At 36.5% G+C, this 19,310-nt stretch carries 15 protein-coding genes; 6 read left to right on the top strand and 9 right to left on the bottom strand.

What is annotated here, in order from left to right:
* Positions 1-72 precede the first annotated feature (72 nt).
* A complete protein-coding gene (locus OQE68_RS15330) occupies positions 73-1,224 on the bottom strand; it encodes an extracellular solute-binding protein (RefSeq protein ID WP_266195686.1) in 1,152 nt (383 codons plus the stop codon).
* Between the two features lie 947 nt (positions 1,225-2,171).
* On the opposite strand from OQE68_RS15330, the gene OQE68_RS15325 reads away from it, so the two are divergent.
* Positions 2,172-3,095: a DNA-binding protein gene (locus OQE68_RS15325; protein WP_180571328.1), complete on the top strand. Its 924-nt coding sequence runs from the start codon at positions 2,172-2,174 to the stop codon at positions 3,093-3,095.
* Positions 3,096-3,232: 137 nt separating this feature from the next.
* Here the strand turns inward: OQE68_RS15325 and OQE68_RS15320 are convergent, their stop codons facing one another.
* From OQE68_RS15320 to OQE68_RS15305, 4 genes are all read right to left on the bottom strand, one after another.
* Positions 3,233-3,685 (bottom strand): hypothetical protein, encoded by a 453-nt coding sequence (locus OQE68_RS15320; protein ID WP_180571327.1) that lies wholly within the window; start codon positions 3,683-3,685, stop codon positions 3,233-3,235.
* Between the two features lie 219 nt (positions 3,686-3,904).
* A complete protein-coding gene (locus OQE68_RS15315) occupies positions 3,905-4,162 on the bottom strand; it encodes a WGR domain-containing protein (RefSeq protein WP_180571326.1) in 258 nt (85 codons plus the stop codon).
* 253 nt (positions 4,163-4,415) lie between these two features.
* Positions 4,416-4,835 carry a hypothetical protein gene (locus tag OQE68_RS15310; RefSeq protein WP_180571325.1) on the bottom strand — a complete coding sequence of 140 codons (420 nt, stop codon included), beginning with the start codon at positions 4,833-4,835 and terminating at the stop codon, positions 4,416-4,418.
* A gap of 118 nt (positions 4,836-4,953) precedes the next feature.
* Positions 4,954-5,208: a hypothetical protein gene (locus OQE68_RS15305; RefSeq protein WP_180571324.1), complete on the bottom strand. Its 255-nt coding sequence runs from the start codon at positions 5,206-5,208 to the stop codon at positions 4,954-4,956.
* Between the two features lie 139 nt (positions 5,209-5,347).
* Between OQE68_RS15305 and OQE68_RS15300 the strand changes: the two genes are divergently transcribed.
* The 4 genes from OQE68_RS15300 (at position 5,348) to OQE68_RS15285 (ending at position 10,024) form a co-directional block, all read left to right on the top strand.
* On the top strand, positions 5,348-5,551 hold the full coding sequence (locus tag OQE68_RS15300; protein ID WP_180571323.1) for a hypothetical protein: 204 nt from the start codon (positions 5,348-5,350) through the stop codon (positions 5,549-5,551).
* 720 nt (positions 5,552-6,271) lie between these two features.
* The gene (locus OQE68_RS15295) at positions 6,272-7,552 is read left to right on the top strand and encodes an aminotransferase class III-fold pyridoxal phosphate-dependent enzyme (RefSeq protein ID WP_353618591.1); all 1,281 of its coding nucleotides are present in this window, start codon (positions 6,272-6,274) and stop codon (positions 7,550-7,552) included.
* Between the two features lie 652 nt (positions 7,553-8,204).
* Positions 8,205-9,344 (top strand): hypothetical protein, encoded by a 1,140-nt coding sequence (locus tag OQE68_RS15290; RefSeq protein WP_180570200.1) that lies wholly within the window; start codon positions 8,205-8,207, stop codon positions 9,342-9,344.
* Positions 9,345-9,355: 11 nt separating this feature from the next.
* The gene (locus OQE68_RS15285; protein WP_180570201.1) at positions 9,356-10,024 is read left to right on the top strand and encodes a hypothetical protein; all 669 of its coding nucleotides are present in this window, start codon (positions 9,356-9,358) and stop codon (positions 10,022-10,024) included.
* Positions 10,025-10,304: 280 nt separating this feature from the next.
* On the opposite strand, the gene OQE68_RS15280 is transcribed toward OQE68_RS15285, so the two are convergent.
* From OQE68_RS15280 to OQE68_RS15265, 4 genes are all read right to left on the bottom strand, one after another.
* Complete coding sequence (locus tag OQE68_RS15280) at positions 10,305-14,333, bottom strand: hypothetical protein (protein ID WP_180570202.1); 4,029 nt, start codon at positions 14,331-14,333, stop codon at positions 10,305-10,307.
* Positions 14,334-15,024: 691 nt separating this feature from the next.
* The gene (gene bla, locus OQE68_RS15275) at positions 15,025-15,750 is read right to left on the bottom strand and encodes a subclass B1 metallo-beta-lactamase (protein WP_180570203.1); all 726 of its coding nucleotides are present in this window, start codon (positions 15,748-15,750) and stop codon (positions 15,025-15,027) included.
* Between the two features lie 493 nt (positions 15,751-16,243).
* The gene (locus tag OQE68_RS15270) at positions 16,244-16,903 is read right to left on the bottom strand and encodes a hypothetical protein (protein ID WP_180570204.1); all 660 of its coding nucleotides are present in this window, start codon (positions 16,901-16,903) and stop codon (positions 16,244-16,246) included.
* Positions 16,904-17,090: 187 nt separating this feature from the next.
* A complete protein-coding gene (locus OQE68_RS15265) occupies positions 17,091-17,573 on the bottom strand; it encodes a cupin domain-containing protein (protein ID WP_180570205.1) in 483 nt (160 codons plus the stop codon).
* Between the two features lie 289 nt (positions 17,574-17,862).
* Between OQE68_RS15265 and OQE68_RS15260 the strand changes: the two genes are divergently transcribed.
* Positions 17,863-19,167 carry a YopT-type cysteine protease domain-containing protein gene (locus tag OQE68_RS15260; protein WP_180570206.1) on the top strand — a complete coding sequence of 435 codons (1,305 nt, stop codon included), beginning with the start codon at positions 17,863-17,865 and terminating at the stop codon, positions 19,165-19,167.
* Positions 19,168-19,310: the final 143 nt, after the last annotated feature.

Here is a 19,310-nt window from a genome sequence, read left to right as displayed (position 1 = left end):
CATGCCTCGTGATAATTATAATTTTGTAAAGCTAAGTTAATTAAAAAGATATAAAAATGTCGACAAATCCATTTATAACCCTGGAAGCCCTGAGATGGGTGCTCTACATTGCTCAGTAGAATGAGCACACTTTACTCGAGACCAATACCTTACCATTGAACGTTGCAGTCGTAAGTCATACTTTGGAATAGAGAAAAGTTGTGACTGCACACTCTCTGTTGGATAAATCGCCTGGTCATTAACTATCGCCTTATCCAATAATACTGTTGACGCAGGTATATTATTAGCATACCAAACGTAATTAGTAATCTTAGCGATGACTTCCGGCTCCATCAGATAATTTAAAAAGGCATGAGCAAGCTCTGGATTGGATGTATTGCTGGGGATAGCTACTGCATCTATCCAACGAGAAGTTCCCTCTTCTGGAATAATATACTGCAAATCAAAGCCTTTCTGTGCTTCTTTTGCTTGTGAAATGGCTTGAAAAATATCACCAGAATAGCCTATAGCAACACACACTTTACCTTCTTGTAAACGATCTAAATAACTTTCAGAGTCAAAGTAAGTAATTGTTGAAGCTAACTTCCTTAAATACTTAGAGGCATATACTATGTCTGTCCGTTTTTTAGAGTCACCATGCCTGCCTAGATAGTTTAAAACCAATGGAAAGATTTCAATTTCACTATCTAGGTATGAAATACCACAAGACGCAAGTTTTTCGGCATATTCTGGATTAAATACCAAATCCCAAGACTGTGGAACCTCGTCTACACCTAGCACCTCTTTAACTTGCTGTACGTTTATACCAAGTCCAACCGTACCCCACAGATAAGGGTGCGCATAACTATTTGTTGAGTCATATTTTTTTAAATCTGTGAGGGCAGTTTTAGATAAGTTTTTTATATTGGGCAGCAGTTTGTTATTAAGCTTATACAATATCTTTCGCTCAATGAGAGCAGGAATATAATCGACTGGAGGAAATATTATATCATAAGTGTCTTCAGGGTTACTTACTAGAAATTTTTGCCGAAATCCATCGATATCATCAAAAGTATCATACACAACATCTACATTATACTGATCACCAAAATCTTTAAGCACTGACTCATCAATATAAGCAACCCAGTTTAAAACTCTAAATGTCTTTGCAACCGCCATTTCTGAAAAGACCAGAACAATAAAAGCAAGCCAATACTTCATATGACAACTATTATTTAATACCATTGAACAATGGCCGCCATCCTAACACAAAAGCAAACAAGGCGCACTCTCATGTCAGCCTGTTATTCACGCCCCTTCCACCGAAATTGCTTATATTTTATACCGCTCCTGTCTTGAGCATTAACACCGCTTTTTTGAGTAAATTATAAACAAATCAATTAGTCATATATTTTTCAACCCACTTATTGTACATACCCAATACTTTCAGCAGCTACTTCAATTTATTTGAAAACGCTAATGGAACTCATCAGTCAGAGGCCTCAACCATGTGCCTTAGCAGGTACAAGTATTATCTTCCACTACACACATATGCCAGTTTGTTTTTAAATTAAAATTTACAATATCTCCAACAATAAATATTTGTTATTGCAAACTAAAATCATCCCACTAATACACTACTGACTCAAATAACTAAAATAATTGTCAACGACAAACAAATCATAACAATTAATTTAACACTATATAAAACCACCAACACTTCCTCTTACAGCTCATCACAGATAATTATAGAAACTTATACTCCTCACACTAGGTATAACATATTTTATTAAACACCACTAAATAAATGCACCCCTTCTCATTATTTATTGAATACTCCAAAAACTTAAAAACGGGCTTTCATGCTGTAGTTTTCAATTAAAAAGCAGACACTCAAAAACCATATTACAAATTTAAATAAATCAACATATTTAAATAAATACGCTTTTGTGAACTAATTGGCTCTTTGTTTATGCACTTTTTATAGTATAATTTTTCAGACAAAAGCTTAACGACATGTCTGTAACATTCATGCTTAGGAAAGCAAGTAAAAGCACCTTAATATATACCCAAAGCGTAGGGTATCGCTACTTAGCGCAGGGTTCAACTGCTTGGCATAGGGTATAGCCGCTTGAAAAACATACATTTTCGTAAACGTTCCTTGGTTGCTTAATTATATTTAGGTTAGCAATATGAGATCCACCGACATCACTCCTGAACAGGTTATTAAAACCGGCGAACAGCTAGAGCATGCGGGCATGTTAGTAACAGGATTTGCTTTACGTAAAAACCTCAAAGCAGGCGACCCGAAGACCTTAATGGAAATATGGAAGCACCATATTGCAGACAGGAAAATTCTTGATCCCAACCTAACCGATCAGTTTGTTGCAGCTGTTTCTAACAGCATTGAACAACAACTAGAAAAATTAGAGGCTAGTTTTCACCACAATTATCAAGCCATTAGTCAAGACGCCACAGCCGCTATCGAAGAATTAGAAATCGAATTAGAAAGCACTAAAACACAAATAGAGCAGCTCACTCAACAGTTGAAGCAAGCAGAACAACAGGCACAAACCCGTTCAGAAGAGTATTCCAGTCTAAACAAAGAAAATAAAACCCTTATTGAGCATCAACAGCAACTTACCCAACAGCTATCGATAGCAGAACAACAGGCAGATAGCTTAAGGTCTGAGCTGAAACAGGCTAATAACTTTATTGATCACCTAAAATCTGATAAAGCAATGCTATGCCAACAGTCTCAACAAGCAGACAAAGAACTTAATGAACTATATAGCCAACTACATCAAGAGCAACAAAAGTCCATTCTTTTAGAACAATCTAAAGTAACACTACAGAAACAGTTAAACGAACTAAACCAACAACTTGAAAATGTTCAACAAGAAACAGCTGAAAACTCTCAATCAACAGCTCAATATCAAGATAAAACACAGCAATTACAAATTGAGAGTGCAGAGCTAAAAGCAACTAATAAGGAATTAAAAAGCCAACTTACCACTGCACTGGCACAACAAGATAAGCTACTGTCTCATAATCAGGAGTTAGAAAAGCAAGTAATTGCGCTAGTCAATAAATATCGAATTTTATTAAAACAATAAATATATTCTTCACTCTAGCCATACAACAGGCTGAAATGTAGTTTCAGCCTGTTTTACTCACTTTTTTACTCCCCCTCTTTTCATTACTAGTAACGAACACTAGACAATACAGCTAGTGTTTATTTCCAACATTATTATTAGGCAGCTACCGATAAACTCTCTTTATATTTTTGATGGCAACAACTAGCAGTTGAGCAAAGTGTTTGCATAACCATAAATTGTTGTTTACTTACACCATGACCAGTAAATTGCCAGCGATGAACAGTAAAACTATCACTGAGATCTAATGAATCAGGACATACTGACAATTCAATAAAGCTCCCAGATTCTACATAAGGCGCAATGGGAATCAGCAGGTCATCAATATCTGCATCAGGTGCATTGATTAATACTAACTGATTCATATTACCTTGCCGATCAAAGCCAACCGAAAAACCTAACTGCTTAAATTCATCAATGATAAAGGGCTGTTGACTCTGCTCATTAATATCACATCGGTGATAACACAACGATTCTAATATTGGGATAAATTGTGACTGATGAATAAACACCTGGGCATGATAATGGCAATACCGCAACATGACTATCACTATCCCCTCCTAACCAAAAATAAAACCTATGCAGGCTAATCACCACATACCTAGATAAGAGTGATACCAATATCTAAGCCAAATGCTGTTTGGCTTTGTATCGTTGAGAGGCCTGCATTATTTACCATCAACATACTGTATATATTTACAGTATAATAACCTAAATTCAGACCTCTACAATCAGTAATTTCTATTAATGAGGTAATAGCTAATAGAGAACTAGTCTTCCTGCTTTTCTGTGGCAAGCTTAGAAGGCTTGAGAGTATACCCCTTACGCAGCTTTTCATGTTTAACTCTTTCGAGGGCAATGAGTGCTTTTTCATAACTATCAAAAGTGTCTACTTTAACTGCCCCCTTAGTGCCAACTCTTCCCCACTGGCGTAATAGAGCCCAGTTACCAAACAAGTCTTTTTGAATTAAAAGAGTGTAGAACTTATGGGTATTGGTTTCAGGGTCACTGAGTTTTAGGCAAATCATCCATGAGCACCAAGTTATAAACTGGCTTTGAGTTAAGCAGGGCAAAGAGAGTAGATCAATTTATATTTTTGTGACTAATACTTGACCTGAATAGCGTCTTTGATATTACTCCATTCTCGGTTGTTGCTCTTAGCATCCAACCGCTTGTCATACCACTATTGTATTTTTTCAGAAGTAATTTACTTTTCTTTGAGCATAAAAAAGCTCCAACATACGGAGCCCAAAGGATGCAAACTATTTTATATATAACTGGTTATAACCTAAATGCTGATGAAGGCAGATTTATAGGTGCTAGTTGACGAGAAGTAACATCATACCTTCCATCAGCTAAAAATTGGCTACCATCAGGTCTAGTAACCAAGAATACATACCAATCATCCAACAAATTATCTGCAGGTTGTGGTACATATTCAGAAGCAAATATTAACTGGCATGCTTGTTTAAGAAAATTATACGCTTCTTCAGATATGTTAAAATAGTCAAAGTACACGCCATCAGGCTTAGTACTTCTTCCCCACTGACCAGAGATCGGTATACGATTCCCTTCGTCAGTAGTCAACCATCTCCAATGGCTTCCATCAGCCTTAGCGCAAAATATATATGTAGTTTCAGGTTCAGCATAGGCACTACAAATTGTAAGCACAGCAAAAACTACAGTTAGCAACCTTTTCATAAGTACTACTCACTCATAATTTAAAGGCAGCGAATTATAGTACTTATGATATAGAAATAAATATGATGACTAAGAGACCAACAGTCGTAGACTGAAAAAAAAACCTGTAGTATGGGACTTAAAAAATATTAAGTATTTTGTGGCTGCCTTTTGGTGGTCTTGGACAACTGGGACCATCTTTAACAGCAAACGCTATTGACCCATATCTAGTTGCATTATCTTCTTTAGGGGGCTTAGGCCAGTGCGGGCCTCCCAGAGCAAACTCAATTGAAGTCTCTTGCTTAACTCTAAACGGGTCAAGTTCTGTACTTACACCTGCACTTACAGCTGAAGTTATGTTTATAGCTAAGATAAATACCATTTTCTGAAGCATATTAATCCTTTTACAGTAATATTCAAAACGGAGCAAAATATACAGCACTGACATTATAATAAATGTAAATTTTGTTTATAGTAATGTTTCTTGTGTAAAAGGTATTAGTGTCAACAGGCAGAAAAATAACTTCTTTGTAGTGGAAGTTACTTCTTTTATCATCTGTCATGATGAGGGGCCTCAAGTAAAATTAGTGTGTATTGATATTGTGCCAAATCAATATACACAAGCTGTTGAACGTGCAGATGCACTTAATATAGGAGGTTTTTCTGATAATGTGTTTAATGTGATAAATTATTTTAAAAAAGGCGAGCCAACTACTTGGCTTAACGAAATAAATTAGATAAATTATCTAATTTGGCCAAATGCCTATTAAGATTACACTCCCAAAATGTATTGCATCTTAACAATTTCTTGTTGGCCAATAGTATACCCTAATGGTAGGGTATACTTGGCGAATGCCAATGAGACTACATTGCTTTCTCCAATTAATGTTTCAGCCATTTTTATCACCGCTTTTACACCTTTTTAAAAAATCTGCAACTACAGTTTTTTCAAGCAAGAACATTCCCCCAAAATAATATTGAACTTTTTGACCCACTTCTACGAAATAAAAATTATTTCTATCATACTTTTTCTAAAAACCTTATCTTATCTAGATGATAAACTAAAGGGCTTTAACCAAAAATTAAACTTATTCCCCCTTCTCAAATGATTTTAGGGTTTATCGTCATCGATTTCACCCTACCGCTATTTGTCGAGAAGTCAAACAAACTATCCCCCCCTTGATACCCGAGGCTGTCGTCAAAAGTTATGAGCGAAACAAAAACAAGGCAGCAATCAGCAAAAAACTGCGTTCATACTGAATAAAAACTCTACACATCCTGTATTACGCCATAATGGGTCAACCAGAAGCTGTTCAAACTTGTCCCAGACACATTTGTAAGTATTTTGAGATAACTTTCAGCATCGAATTTGCAAACATAAACGCAAATCATTATCATTTAAGTATTAACTATAGCACCACTCAAAATGACTAAAAACATCTTTAAAAGGTACTATCGTGAACCTAAAGCAGCTCTCTCAAGAACTTTCCTCTCAAGCAGATACATTAACTTTAACTCGGTCGATTGAACTATCTGATCAAGCAACAAAACTAGTTGCAGGTTTTACTCAATCCATGATGAAAAAGCCCCAACAGTTTGCCCCTGGCCACTTCCCTGTCTATTTAGAATCAGGAGAAGGCGCCTTGGTAAAGGATGTTGATGGTAATATCTATATCGACTTTATTTGTGGCCTGGCCGCCAATACCCTTGGCCATAATCACTCTGCAATAGTAAACACTATTCGTGAACACTTAGGCAAAGGTATCATTCATTCATTGCCAACGCCTGTTGAAATCAAAACAGCGCAAGCCCTGGTGGATTTCATTCCTGGTGGAGAGATGGTGCGCTTTTTTAAAACCGGTGCAGATGCAAACTCAGCTGCAATCCGTTTAGCTCGCCACATTACCAACAAAGAAAAGATAATTGCTATTGGCTACAATGGTTGGCACGATCAATATATGTTTGATACCCCCGGGGTGCCCGATGCAATTAAAAACTACACATATCGCATGCCACTGTTTACGCCAGACAATGAACAACCTGTCTTAGACCTCATTACAGAACAAGGTGATACTATAGCTGCTGTTTTATTGTCAGTGCCCTACAACCGGGTACTAACAACAGAATTTGTACAACAACTTAGGGGGTTGTGCGATAAACATCAAGTACTACTAGTAATGGATGAAGTAGTTACTGGTTTCCGATTAGCCCTAGGTGGCGCCCAAGAATATTTCGGTGTAAAAGCAGATTTAGTTACCTTATCGAAGGGTATTTCTGCAGGTATGCCATTATCGGCTGTGGTTGGTGACACTAAGTTTATGAGTAAAATGGAGCAGTTGCAGGTGTCTACTACCTTTGGTGGAGAAATGTTATCACTGGAAGTGTGCTGCAGTGTACTTAACGAATATAAAACCACCAACTATATTGAACATATTGCAACATTAGGTCGCCAATTAAAAGATGGTATTAATCAGATAGCAACAAAACTTAGTGCACCATTGACTATTGTTGGTTACGACCCAATCCCCTTATTTTTGTTTTCAAAAAATCCTGAGCAGCAAGCTAAATACGCTGAGTTATTTCTCGCTCAAATGGCTAAACGCGGGGTATTACTACGCCGTGATGTTAACTTTATTTGTGGGGCACATACAACAGAACAAATTGATCACACAATTGCTGCTACCAAAGCGTCACTCATAGAACTAATGGAAAAAGGTGAGTTACCTAAAGTAGCTTAACAATTTTAGATTTCTCTAAACATGCTTTTTTTGATAGCTATTTTCTTACCGCAATCAATCTTGCCACTTTTAGAGATAATCTTGCTTTACTCCACCCTGATCAGTATTCGCGATGAGGTTAGTTTTCTAAACTCTTCGCGAATGATTTTTAGACCTTGTTACCGTCGTCCTTCCCCCCAGTCATTTAGTTTATCTAAACTTCTGGGGCTTCATCGCTCGGTGGCCTCGCCTAAATAATCCTTCGCTTTGAGTATATACCACTTTATTTTTACACCTAAAAATGATTCATGATGGGTATAGCTTCGTAAAATCAATAAATAACTTTAGAAACACCTTTTAGTGCATACAAACAATACCAATATAGTCACGCTTCATATTTCACACCAGCTGCTTATTCAAATATTAGATTAATTTATAACGACCCAATTCATATAAACAACTTGTCGGATAGTTAATGTTTATAATCATCCTAAAAATGATAATTACTCTAAAGATTGAATAACTTATTATAGTTTAGTGTCTTACTCTAACTGCACAGCTTTTTGTTCAGTATAACTCATGAAGATAATTCATGACAGCTATATTACTTAGCTTAATATTTAAGTTGACGTATAACAGTAGAATCAAAAAACAATAAATTGAAGGGAAATTTATGATAAATAAGTACAAATTATTTGTCGTGTGCACCTGCTTATTCTCAGTGATAAACAATGCATCTGCCCGTGAACCAACGTTTAGTGAAGCAAAACAGCTAAATTCACCTGTGAAAGCATTGCGCTGGGCAATCAAACACAGCGGCAACCAACACAACTTAACAGACACCCGGCTTAAAAACCTTTTATTAGTTGAGCCCAATAAACTATATTCATCAGTCAGAGACTACAGCGCCATTACCCAGCTTACCACTAATGAAGAAAAACAAATTCTATCAAATGCTGAGAATGCTTGGGATATTTTTGTAATGACACAAAACTATACACCAGGCACCTACCCTTTTTTTGCAGAATTGAAAAAGCAATTAGGTTATGAAAAGGCCACGTCACCCGGTGCACCTGATAAGTTTATATCATTACAGCGTGAACTCGCGGGTGTTGATGAGGACATATATAATGTCGTTAAAGATAAAATTCCAGGCATTGCCATGAGAGCTAAATATGCCATGGCTGCTCAACTAATGAGAGAGCAACAGCAGTTAATACCTGAAAATCAATGGTTCATTAATGGCATCGATGCGACTGCATTAGCAAACTTAACTACTAATGGTCAAACAATCAATGCAGAAGACTTACATTCTCTCAACGATTATTTAAGCTTTCAATTATCTCAGGGAAACTACCAATTTAAAAGCAAACTACCGACAGCCTTTCGTTTGGTACGACTGGCAGCAGCCTACCGAAATGACGCTGGCTTTTTATTTGGGGCCGTTTGCACCAAAGAAGGGACTCATATTTATGACCAAAGCTATGTAGACAGATTCTGCCTCAGTGACATGTCAAATAAGCAGTTATATGACCGCTGGTTTCCACGACAGTTGAAATTTGATCATCAGCGGTTAAAAAGGAGTAACCAAAAGCCTACCTTTGGGCAGAAATTATTGGAATTGGTTGGAGTGTTTTTTGCGATTGATGGTTTAGGTGCTGCTTTCTTAGACTTTTTTGAAGCAGCCGAGGCTACAGAGCTATCGGAAGCGGGGTTACTAGAGCAAGAAGAAGTGTCTGCCTTAGAATCTGAAGCAGCTTCTGAAGAGGCTTTGGCAGCAGAAGAATATCAAGGTCAATTCTGTCGCTTATAAGGTACATGATTATGAAAAAACTAATTACAATTTCAGCACTTTTCACTCTTTTAATAAACTCACCATTACAGGCTATCGAAATCACGACCGTTGAGCCCACAAAGTGGATGGATAACCGACTTAAAACAGGGATTAGAATGCAAACCCATTACCATATTGAGCAAAAAGGCAAGATTGGTAATGCAAAATATAAAAACATCACTAATAACACCATAAAGAAAGGCACAATTTCATTTTGGGAATATCACCCCCCCAATGGCAGAACCGTTAGATGGTACGCAAGAAGTAATAAGCTTCCAGATACTCTAGAACCAACCGTAAAATGGCATCATCCTTTTGCAAAATATGATGCAGAAGCTGCTAAAACATACACAGGAAGAACGACAGCAGATGGTGTCAATCGATTTTATGACTCAGAAGTTAAGTCGATTCATCATCTTTATAACCTACAACAACAAGGAAAAGTGGCTCCAGGAGGCACATTAAGAGGCTATGTTGATAAGCCAGCATGCACCTCTTGCAGAGAGGTATTAACAGCAGCAGAGCGGAATGGGCTTGCAAAAGAGGTTTTGGTATTTGAAGCCCCTGAGTCTTATACCCAAACAACCATAAAATCCTATCGAGAACGGATGGGGGAAATTGCTGAACAGGGTGAAAGCGCTTACGCTTGTAGTTTATAAACTGTAGGGCATATCTAAATAGTAATTTTGGCCATCCGTTAAAAAATAATTTAAATATGCAGTAACCAAATTTTCTTTATATACCACTTGCGAATCATTTTTAGGTGTAAAGAAAAGCGGTATAGACTCACAGCGAAGGGTTATTTAGGCGAGGCCACCGAGCGATGAAGCCCCAGGAGTTTAGATAAACTAAATGACTGGGGTGAAGAGCGACGGTAACAAAGCCTAAAAATCATTCACGAAGAGTATAGCTTGATAGTTAATGCATATTATTTAATAACTAGTTTTTAGAAAAATAAAGAATACTCTTAGCAATTTTTGTTGAGTCAAAATTTACAAGCTTGACTTCAGATAATGTACCTAGATAAGGGTCCCTAAACCTAACCTTCGCAGAATTAATCTCATCAATAATAATGAAGTGTCCATCATAATTAATAATAGCAGCTCTAGATTGACCTGATTGGGCAAGTCGAGATTGTAAGGCATGAATGGTATCAGTTTCAGTTACCACTTGAGCATGAATCTGTGGCGCCAATCTTTGCACATCGCTGAATATATCATCAATATACATACCTCTGGTTTGATCTAAAATCCTCGCATAAAGATAGGGGGTCTCAATATTATGGTCTTTCAAAACCATTGCAAGAGATGTTGTTCCACAAGAGTCAGCGGTACCTTGCTGCATAACATGCAAACCTTCGTGTTTAGTAAATTTTACTTTATTCTCACCAGCCGTCACTTGATCAAAATCATCTGGTGTTACAATATGATTTATATCTTTAATATCAACAGGGACACTATCAAATAAAATCTTACTAAAAGAAGATTTTCCAAGCTTCCGCTGAGGAAAATACACACTTCTTCCTATATTAGCCCCATCATCAAAGATTGTAATTTTGTTGATATCAAAAATATTTCTCTTAGCCTGACCATTAGGATCGCTACCAAAATCACTTAAACTCGAGTAAAGACCATCATCTATAGGTGCAAAATACTCCAATACCTGAGTAGTGAGTGAGGAACGATTATTAATTGGTATTTCAATAACTTCAACATCATCAAGTTCATAAGGGTCAGCATAGTAGATCTTTGCTTGTCCATTTTCGGGCAGTGCTTGTAATTGAGCAGGAAAAGCTATTCTTGGTTTAACTTTACTCGTATGAGCATGAGACAGTTTTAGCTTTTCAACCTGATCTATTTTATTTAATGTCTCTATAGCATACCCACTTGAAAATGTAGCTCTTTGCTCTTGAACAAATTGCTTTGTCCAGTTACTAATATCATTAATTATTTCCGGCCCACAGCTCAGGTTGCATGATATTTGCTCTAAGTATTCTTTAAAGTTAGCGACAGAGCCTACGTCAACCTGTAATGGCTCTGTTGGCAATCTATTAAAGCCCTTTGCCGTACGAAACACATCATACACTTGAGCTTGATCGATTCCTGTAGTAAGGCCAAAAACACGTTTTAGCTCTATCTCATCAAAAGACTTAAATAGTCTTCCATACTTTCTAACGGCAATTTTATGTACATCATGCAATATTTCTAGATAAGCGCTAATCTGTCTTTTTTGTACTGTAGTAAAAGTATCATTTCCCCTGTTTCCTATTTTTATAATCTCTATCAGTAGATCTACAACCCCACGTTTAATATGACGGCGCACTGTATCTTTAGAAAACCTTCCCTGCCCCATCACTGGTAAATTAGTTTTATATCCCTCTTTCGATTTATGTACCATAGGCGAGTCAGAAATGACTTCTCCTGTTTCAAAGTCAACTTGTACAAAGTTATTCTCTTCATGCCCAACTTTTTTTAGTGCTACAAGGCGCTCATCATTTTTTAACCGAACAATATATAAATTGTCACCAGTCACAGGATGTTGCCATCTTCCTTCATATGGATTTTCACCGGATAATGATAGCTGTCGCCACTCATCAGGGTCACCGACTCGTATATAATCAAATCGGTTAACTCTACTAAATATGCCTGTTTGCGGATCTCTTACATACTTTAGATATGTCTCCTGCTTAGGGTTTAAATAAAAACTATTAACATCTGTTAAATCTCTGGTTACCTTAATTAAGTGGCCATTATATTTGATCGAGGTTATCTTGTTACCAGTAGAATCATAAGACAGCCAAATACCATCATTTAACTCAATCGGATGAGAGGCATATTCATAGTTAGTTAGAGGTACTATATCAGTGGTATGATAAGCAGGACTCTGTTCAGCCCCATCGATAAGCGTTATAGAAACTAAATTATCATCAGTTGCTTGACCAGCAACATTGTAAAAACCAAATAAATTACCACTGTCGAGTGTGATTCTTTCTGTGTTTTCTAACAGCCGATCGAATGCTATCCCCCCTTTTTTAAACATAGCCATAGAAATACCTACATCTTCCGGCAATTCTGTTGCTATAAAAGCAACATCCATTAATGCACCTTCTGCATTCCCTTCAGTAAGATTCCAAACTAAATCTATTGGCTGACCAATAAAAGGTATGTAGGCCAGTAGTTCATGTAGGCCATCAACCCACATATCTTTGGTGGTTTTAATATTATTTAATGTTTTTACACGGTAACTATCTAATTCGCGTTCTAAGATAGTTTCAAATGGATGTCCATGATCAAAACTAGGAAAGTCGATCGCTTTTTCCCAAAAGGCAGCATTCCACCGCCAAGTCCAATTATCTCCGTAGATAAATTCTTCAAAATACTTAGGCACTGTATCATTCCATACAGTTTTCGGTATCTGAGAAAACAGCTGTCTAAAGAGCTTTTCATTTTTATAGTTTTTTAACCAATCTTTTAACCCTTGTAGGTTTTCAAACGTTTCAAGATGTATTCCATCCTTAATGTAAGCTAAGACATATTTGCCCTGCTGGCCTTGTTTCGGATCATAATACATCAGAGCCTGATCTGAAGCCTCATAATAAGCCATTTTGATATTATGAGCGTCACTATCATTTAATATTAAATCTACCGTTTCATCACTATAGTTTGCATTAGTTGCAATCTGGGAGCGAATCAATAATGCTAGGGCTTTTTTATATTTTGCATATTCATTGGAGCTTTTGAATGCATTAATTGCTTCTTGAAACTCAACTTTTAGCTCATGTAAGCGACTATATTTTTCTGCTGCATCAGCTGGATCTTCAAATGAACTATATGAAAAATCTGGTTTAATTAAAACATTGTATTTGCCTGTCCAAGACTCACTTCTTGAATAAAATTTCCACAACTCATCAGTACAAGATTCCTCATCATAAGCATTATCACACTCTTCTAAAAAGCCTACCTGAACACCAACACGCATCAACGGATCAAGACCAATATCTTGAAGTACTTTTTTAGCAACGGTTTCAATGGTTGGCACAGGCTTTATATTCCGAGCTTCTTGATAAAGCTTTATAGCCTCTGTATGTTCAATAGCAGCTTGATAATGCCGATGGTATAGCTTAACGGCTTTTTGAATATCAGCGACTGTTAAAGAATCATGAAGATCAATTAGCCCTTTTTTATGTGCAAAGAATAGGGCTGCTTGAGTATAAAGTGACTTATCAATATCAGTAGATAAGCTTGAGCTTCCAGCTTTATAAACTAACGCATTTTTATCTAGGGTTGACTGACTTAAGTCAAGTCCATTTTCATAGCCATTACCTATAGCATATAATTCTTTTATAGATAGCGTTTCAGGATTGATACCTTGAGACTTTGCATAGCGCGCAAATATAGAGAGGGTTGCATAACCAACCGAGTCTTCAGTATAAACTAAGTTATTTTTACAGTTTTTAACATTAATTAGTCCATCAGCCTCTAGAATCGGATGAACAGCTCCCGTTGTATGTAATGCAGTATCAAGCTTATGCTTATCGAGCCATTTAGTCCAGTAGTTTATAACCAAATATTCAAATTTCTCTATGGCTTGTGGGGTTTTAATGGCAGGATATGCATCTTCACTGAAAAATGTTTCATTAGTTAATTGAGCATTTCCAACATAATGCTTGATTAAGTCTAATTGGATGTTTGATGGCTGTGTTAATCTACCATCGCTCATTAAAGTACCTAATACTGGATTAATGATGATCGGCTTTGCAGGCTGCTGACTATCAGCTAAATAATCATGATAACCACCTGAATTCATTAATGTCTGCAGAACTACTTCATCTGTAGCTCTGACTGTAATTTCACCATTAACATTATTATTCGAAAAAATTGATCTAATTGAACAAGCATCATTCGCATATAGCTGTGTTGCGCTGGATGAAATAGCCAGCACTAATGGCAATATTTTAAAGTCTTTCATTTTATTACTTCAACTACTCAATATCTTATGATGTTCATTCATAGCAGCGGCCATGAATATATGAAGAGGCTTAATTGACGTAAAGTTAAGAAATAGCTCAACTATAAAGTTGGTTGTAGTACTTTATGGACAGGACAGCATTTATACACCTAATGTGAAGGTTATATCAGCTGCCACAATCATATTATAATAGGAGCAGGCATAAGGTTCATACACATGACTTTAAAGACTCAATAAACTTACATCACATCAATAATAAGTTTAACCTATGGAAAAATAACTCTGACTATTTAATGAATCACCGAACAAAGTTTGAGCACAAAAATCTGTTTACATAAAAAACTATCAAAATCGAACGTACATGACTAATACCTATGCGTCGTATTACTGACTAGAGGGTCACAACAATTATTATACATATTATGTAGTATAATTGAATACCTAGTTACAAAAATATCAACTTTGATATAATTGTTTACAGAAATATATGTTGTGATATTTATGATTTTTAGAAGGAATGAGTTTCCTATAATTGAACATATATTGACAGCTGTTAAAGAATAAAAAAATAGAGTATGAGTTACATAATTTTGAGGCATTAAGTTAAAGTTGCTTCTACTGGTTAATCATATAACAAACTTGTCAGATAGTTATTTTTTCTGCCTTAAAATGAATAATAAATGTCCACATATCAAAACTGTATATCTTTTGACAATTTAAGAGTATGATTAATCAAGCTACGATCACCTGTTATACCATGCCCTGGGATAACAATATTAATTATTTCATATCGATGATCAATATTTGTTACTGATTGGTACCAGTTTTTAAATAAGGCATTCCCTGTCCATCCTAGGTTTTTATTCTCGATACTTCGAATTATGCACCCCGCGACTAGAGCCTTAACAGTTGACAAATAGACAACAACATTATCAGCTGCATGCCCTCCTCCAGGAAAAAGTATTTCAATTTTATTGTTAGCCAATCGAAATACATTTGTTTTAAAACTATGGTTAGCTGTCGGCTTTCCTTGTTCTCTTAGCTGTGCATTCGTTTTTATAAAAGCATAGGTATCTACCCCTCTGCCATTTAGGTATCCTAGTCCTGCCGTTCTATCTTCATGAAAGTGCGTAACAATAGCTGCTTTTAGTGTTAGCTTTTTTTTCTTTAGCCATGAAAATAAAGCTGGCATATCAGACTCATTCCAGGGAGTATCAATCAGGTACGCAGCACTATTACTATCAATAAAAACAGCACCATTGGCGGATAACAGTTCATTATTAATTAGTTTATAAGATGTGTGTAGATACAGATTTGGAGCTAGTTTACTGAACTCCAGCATACTAGTTTTAGATGATGCATGAGCAGCTATACTAAACATCATAGCAATAGTCGAGATTACTATGTAACGATCCATTAGAGCACCAATATAAAAAATCATTTTAAAATTCTAACTAACTATCCTGGCAACCCTATGGATCAAAAATGACGAATAATGAATATTAATGCATCACCCCTTAAACCCCATAAAAAACCTACAAAAAAATTTATAAACAACTTCACTAAATATTCAAAACTCGACCACCCTATTTTAAATTTGAAACAAACATAGCACTTAAAACATTCGTCTCACATTTTCTGAAAAGTTTAAGCATTATGAGCGAATGGCTTTTGAGGGCGGCTGTCGAGCGATTGGAAGTAGACTACGGATATTATCTGAAAGGGTTTTATACGATGGATGTACTACCGCTGTAGAAGAGTTCAGAGGTGAATTGCCACTATTTACATTCCCAAAAACTTAACTTCAGGCAGAGCATTAGGGCTTCGGAATTAAGATAAGGGTACCTCAAATAACTCATTTAGCAACCACGTCAGTTAGTCACCTAACTGACGTTACTAAGCTTTTTTGTTTAATTATTTTCAGTCAATGCCGATTGGACTTCTTTATCTGTTAATATTTCTAAAAGCTGCTCACGATATGCACCTAGTACTTTATTCTGGGGAGAATCACCAGCAGATTCTTCTATAACATCACGACCAGCAAAATTCTTTTCCAAAACGTTTCCCTGCTTATATTTGTAAATATATACATTAGAGTCAGTGTCAAAGTTAAATGAAGACACCCAATTTAAATTAATACTGAAATACCACTCTTTTAATAACAGTACAAATAATTTGGTAGCTTGATCTTTTGCAAGTATAGCCTTTGCTTCATCCTCACTAGGTACTTTATCAAGTACCAAAGCACTTGAAGTCCAGCCTTTATTATTTAATCCAGTAACTATACGATGAGCCAAAAATTCAGATAAATTACGTTCTTTATCTTCTTTTTCTGTAGCTAATACCTGTTTTACATGCCAGTCAACAGGAATACCAAAGGATGCATGAGCCAATCCCACAAAGTCTTTTGGCTTGCCTTTTTTAACTCGTTTTCTTTCATCTACCACAGCAATGAGCACTTTGTCTTTGGTTACATACTCAACTGAAGGGACCTGTTCATTAAGAGGAATTGGCGTCACACAGCCAGACAAAATTGATAACGCCAAAACGACAAAAGCCAACCTAAACATCAATATACCTCATTGGTTAAATAGAAAGTGGAATGAATCTGATATGAGCTAAATAGCTTACTATCATGTTATACGGGGCGCGGATATTAATACATATTTAACACCAACTCCACCCTTATCACTTACCTATACCCAATACAAAGAGTATTAAAGCTAGATGTTTAAAATACAATCAGTGTAGCTTTTGCTAATATTTTTTCCCCGCAGTTGGATGCTGGATGTTATCAAAGTCAACCAACTCCCATGGCTGACCAATATTACGATAGATACGTTTATGTTGATTGGGGTAGTCAGCCACATCATGATTTAAACGTTGGCCCACCACAATGCATTTTAGCGGGATACTGCCTGTATTTTTCAGGGTGTGAGCAAGACCACCCGCTCTATAGCCAATAAAGTCCCCTGCACTGACTTTAGCTGAGTCATCGCCAATTACTGCTAAGGCTTCACCCTCAAGAATATACACACATTCTTCTTCAAACTGATGGGCATGGAATTCTGTACTTTCAGCACCTGGCGGTACTTCTATTATATGAAATCCAAGCCCAGTTAAGCCGGTTAAATCACCTAATGATTTGTTAATCCGCTTGGCATTAGCATTTAAAAAATGCGTTTTATTCAGCCCTTCCATATTATCAATTTCTGTTTTTTTTATTATGTATTTATCCATTTCATTACCTTAAACATAATCACGTCAAAATAACTGTTGCTTTTTTAACCACCCATTCCTTCAAAAACAGCCTATTCACTAATCAACGTCTAAAAGGACATATTTGATACAGCCAAAACGAATGATTTTTAGGGGGCGACCATCAAGTAACGAACCTCCAATGCATGACCCTCAACCTTGTTGTAGTTAGTTTTCTAAAAAAAATAAATTAATACCACAAGTATAAACAAGCATGTCTGGTTACTATTTATAAATATCAAATACAATTACAACAGGAACTATGTAACATATGACAAACGTAGGTGGGTTATCCACATATCTGATCAATAGCCAACCAGAAATAGCCTCCAAAACAGCTGGTTACCAGAAACAACTATCTTCTCTTGGCTACTCTATATCTCTACTTGACACTGGCAATAATGGCTTTCGTAAGTCTGTTTTCAGGCTGAGCTTTCACAAACAAAGCACTGAGCTTAAAGTATTGAAAAAAGAAATTAAGCTGACGCAAGCCAGTCAAAACCCCAAACAGCTTCAGCAACTTGAACATGCTCTTGAGCTTTGGATAAAAAATCAGCCCAAAGAAGTCAAGCAGAGAGGCAAATTAATTCCACAACTGAAAACAGCAATTAAAGAGCATAAACAGTTAGCTGACCCAAGCTATCAAGCCTTTGAGCAAAAAAGAAGGGATGAGGTCAAAACAGAATTGGCCAACTTAGCTAAAACGCAACAACTGAATAAACAACTGGCCGAGATAACCAGGGAGATGCTTGAGTTACAATTAGGACTTAAGTTTACTCGCCAACCAAAGTGTAATGCAGATATTAGAGAAGCCATTGTTAACGCCTTTTCTCCTCAAACAGTCAGCTATGTTTTGCATCGATACCCCGAACTTAAAGAAGATGGCCCTATTGATGTCAGCAAGCTGATATCATCAATTAATTCTCTCGAATCCCTGATCAATCCAGGTGTCATCACAGCGCAAAAAAGCAACGCAGAACTGATAACTCCATTTCAGCAAAAGCGCTTCCTTGGTGATAGAACGTTCGGCAAAGAAGGTATTTGTGCTGCTCTTTCTGCAAAATGGCTAACCACTCAACATACCAACATCAATTTTTATGAAGATATCGGCTTTGTTGATGGTATAAAAGCACATACTAAAGCCGAAGGCCACGAAGAGATAATGAATTTAGCCATTCAATACTATGGTGGACAATCTGGACATAAAAACACTGATGCTTATTGGTCTGCTGATGTTCCCCATGGTTTTTATGCTTTGCTAAATTATTTTAAAAATTACCAATTATCGATGGATATTCAAAAATCAGATACCGTAAAAGGCACAGACTTAAGTACTATTAGTAAGCCTGGTTTATACTATCTTGCAATACATAACAGCAAAGGTGGTGGACATGGCCTAGCAGCAAAAGTAGCCGCCACTTCTCCAGGTAAAATAACGGGATACACTCTGTTTGACCCTAATTACGGGGAATTTCATTTTAATAATGAGCAACAGTTTAAACAGTTTACTTACAGGCTAATTAACCAACTATATCCAGAGCTAAAATATAGTACGCTAGTTGTTGGCTTAAAATAATTTACGTGCCATCAAAATTAGTCGATAAGAAGTACGCTACCGCAAACTTTGCTATTGCAACGTATGTGGTAGCCTCTTCAATTGAGACAAAAGCGCTAGTCAATATCGACCACTCATTTTATTGTCAACGTCTTATCACAACT

The organism is Spartinivicinus marinus, from assembly GCF_026309355.1.
GTDB lineage: Bacteria > Pseudomonadota > Gammaproteobacteria > Pseudomonadales > Zooshikellaceae > Spartinivicinus > Spartinivicinus marinus.
Note: the sequence above shows the minus strand (reverse complement) of the source record. Positions and strands in the feature narration are given on the sequence as shown.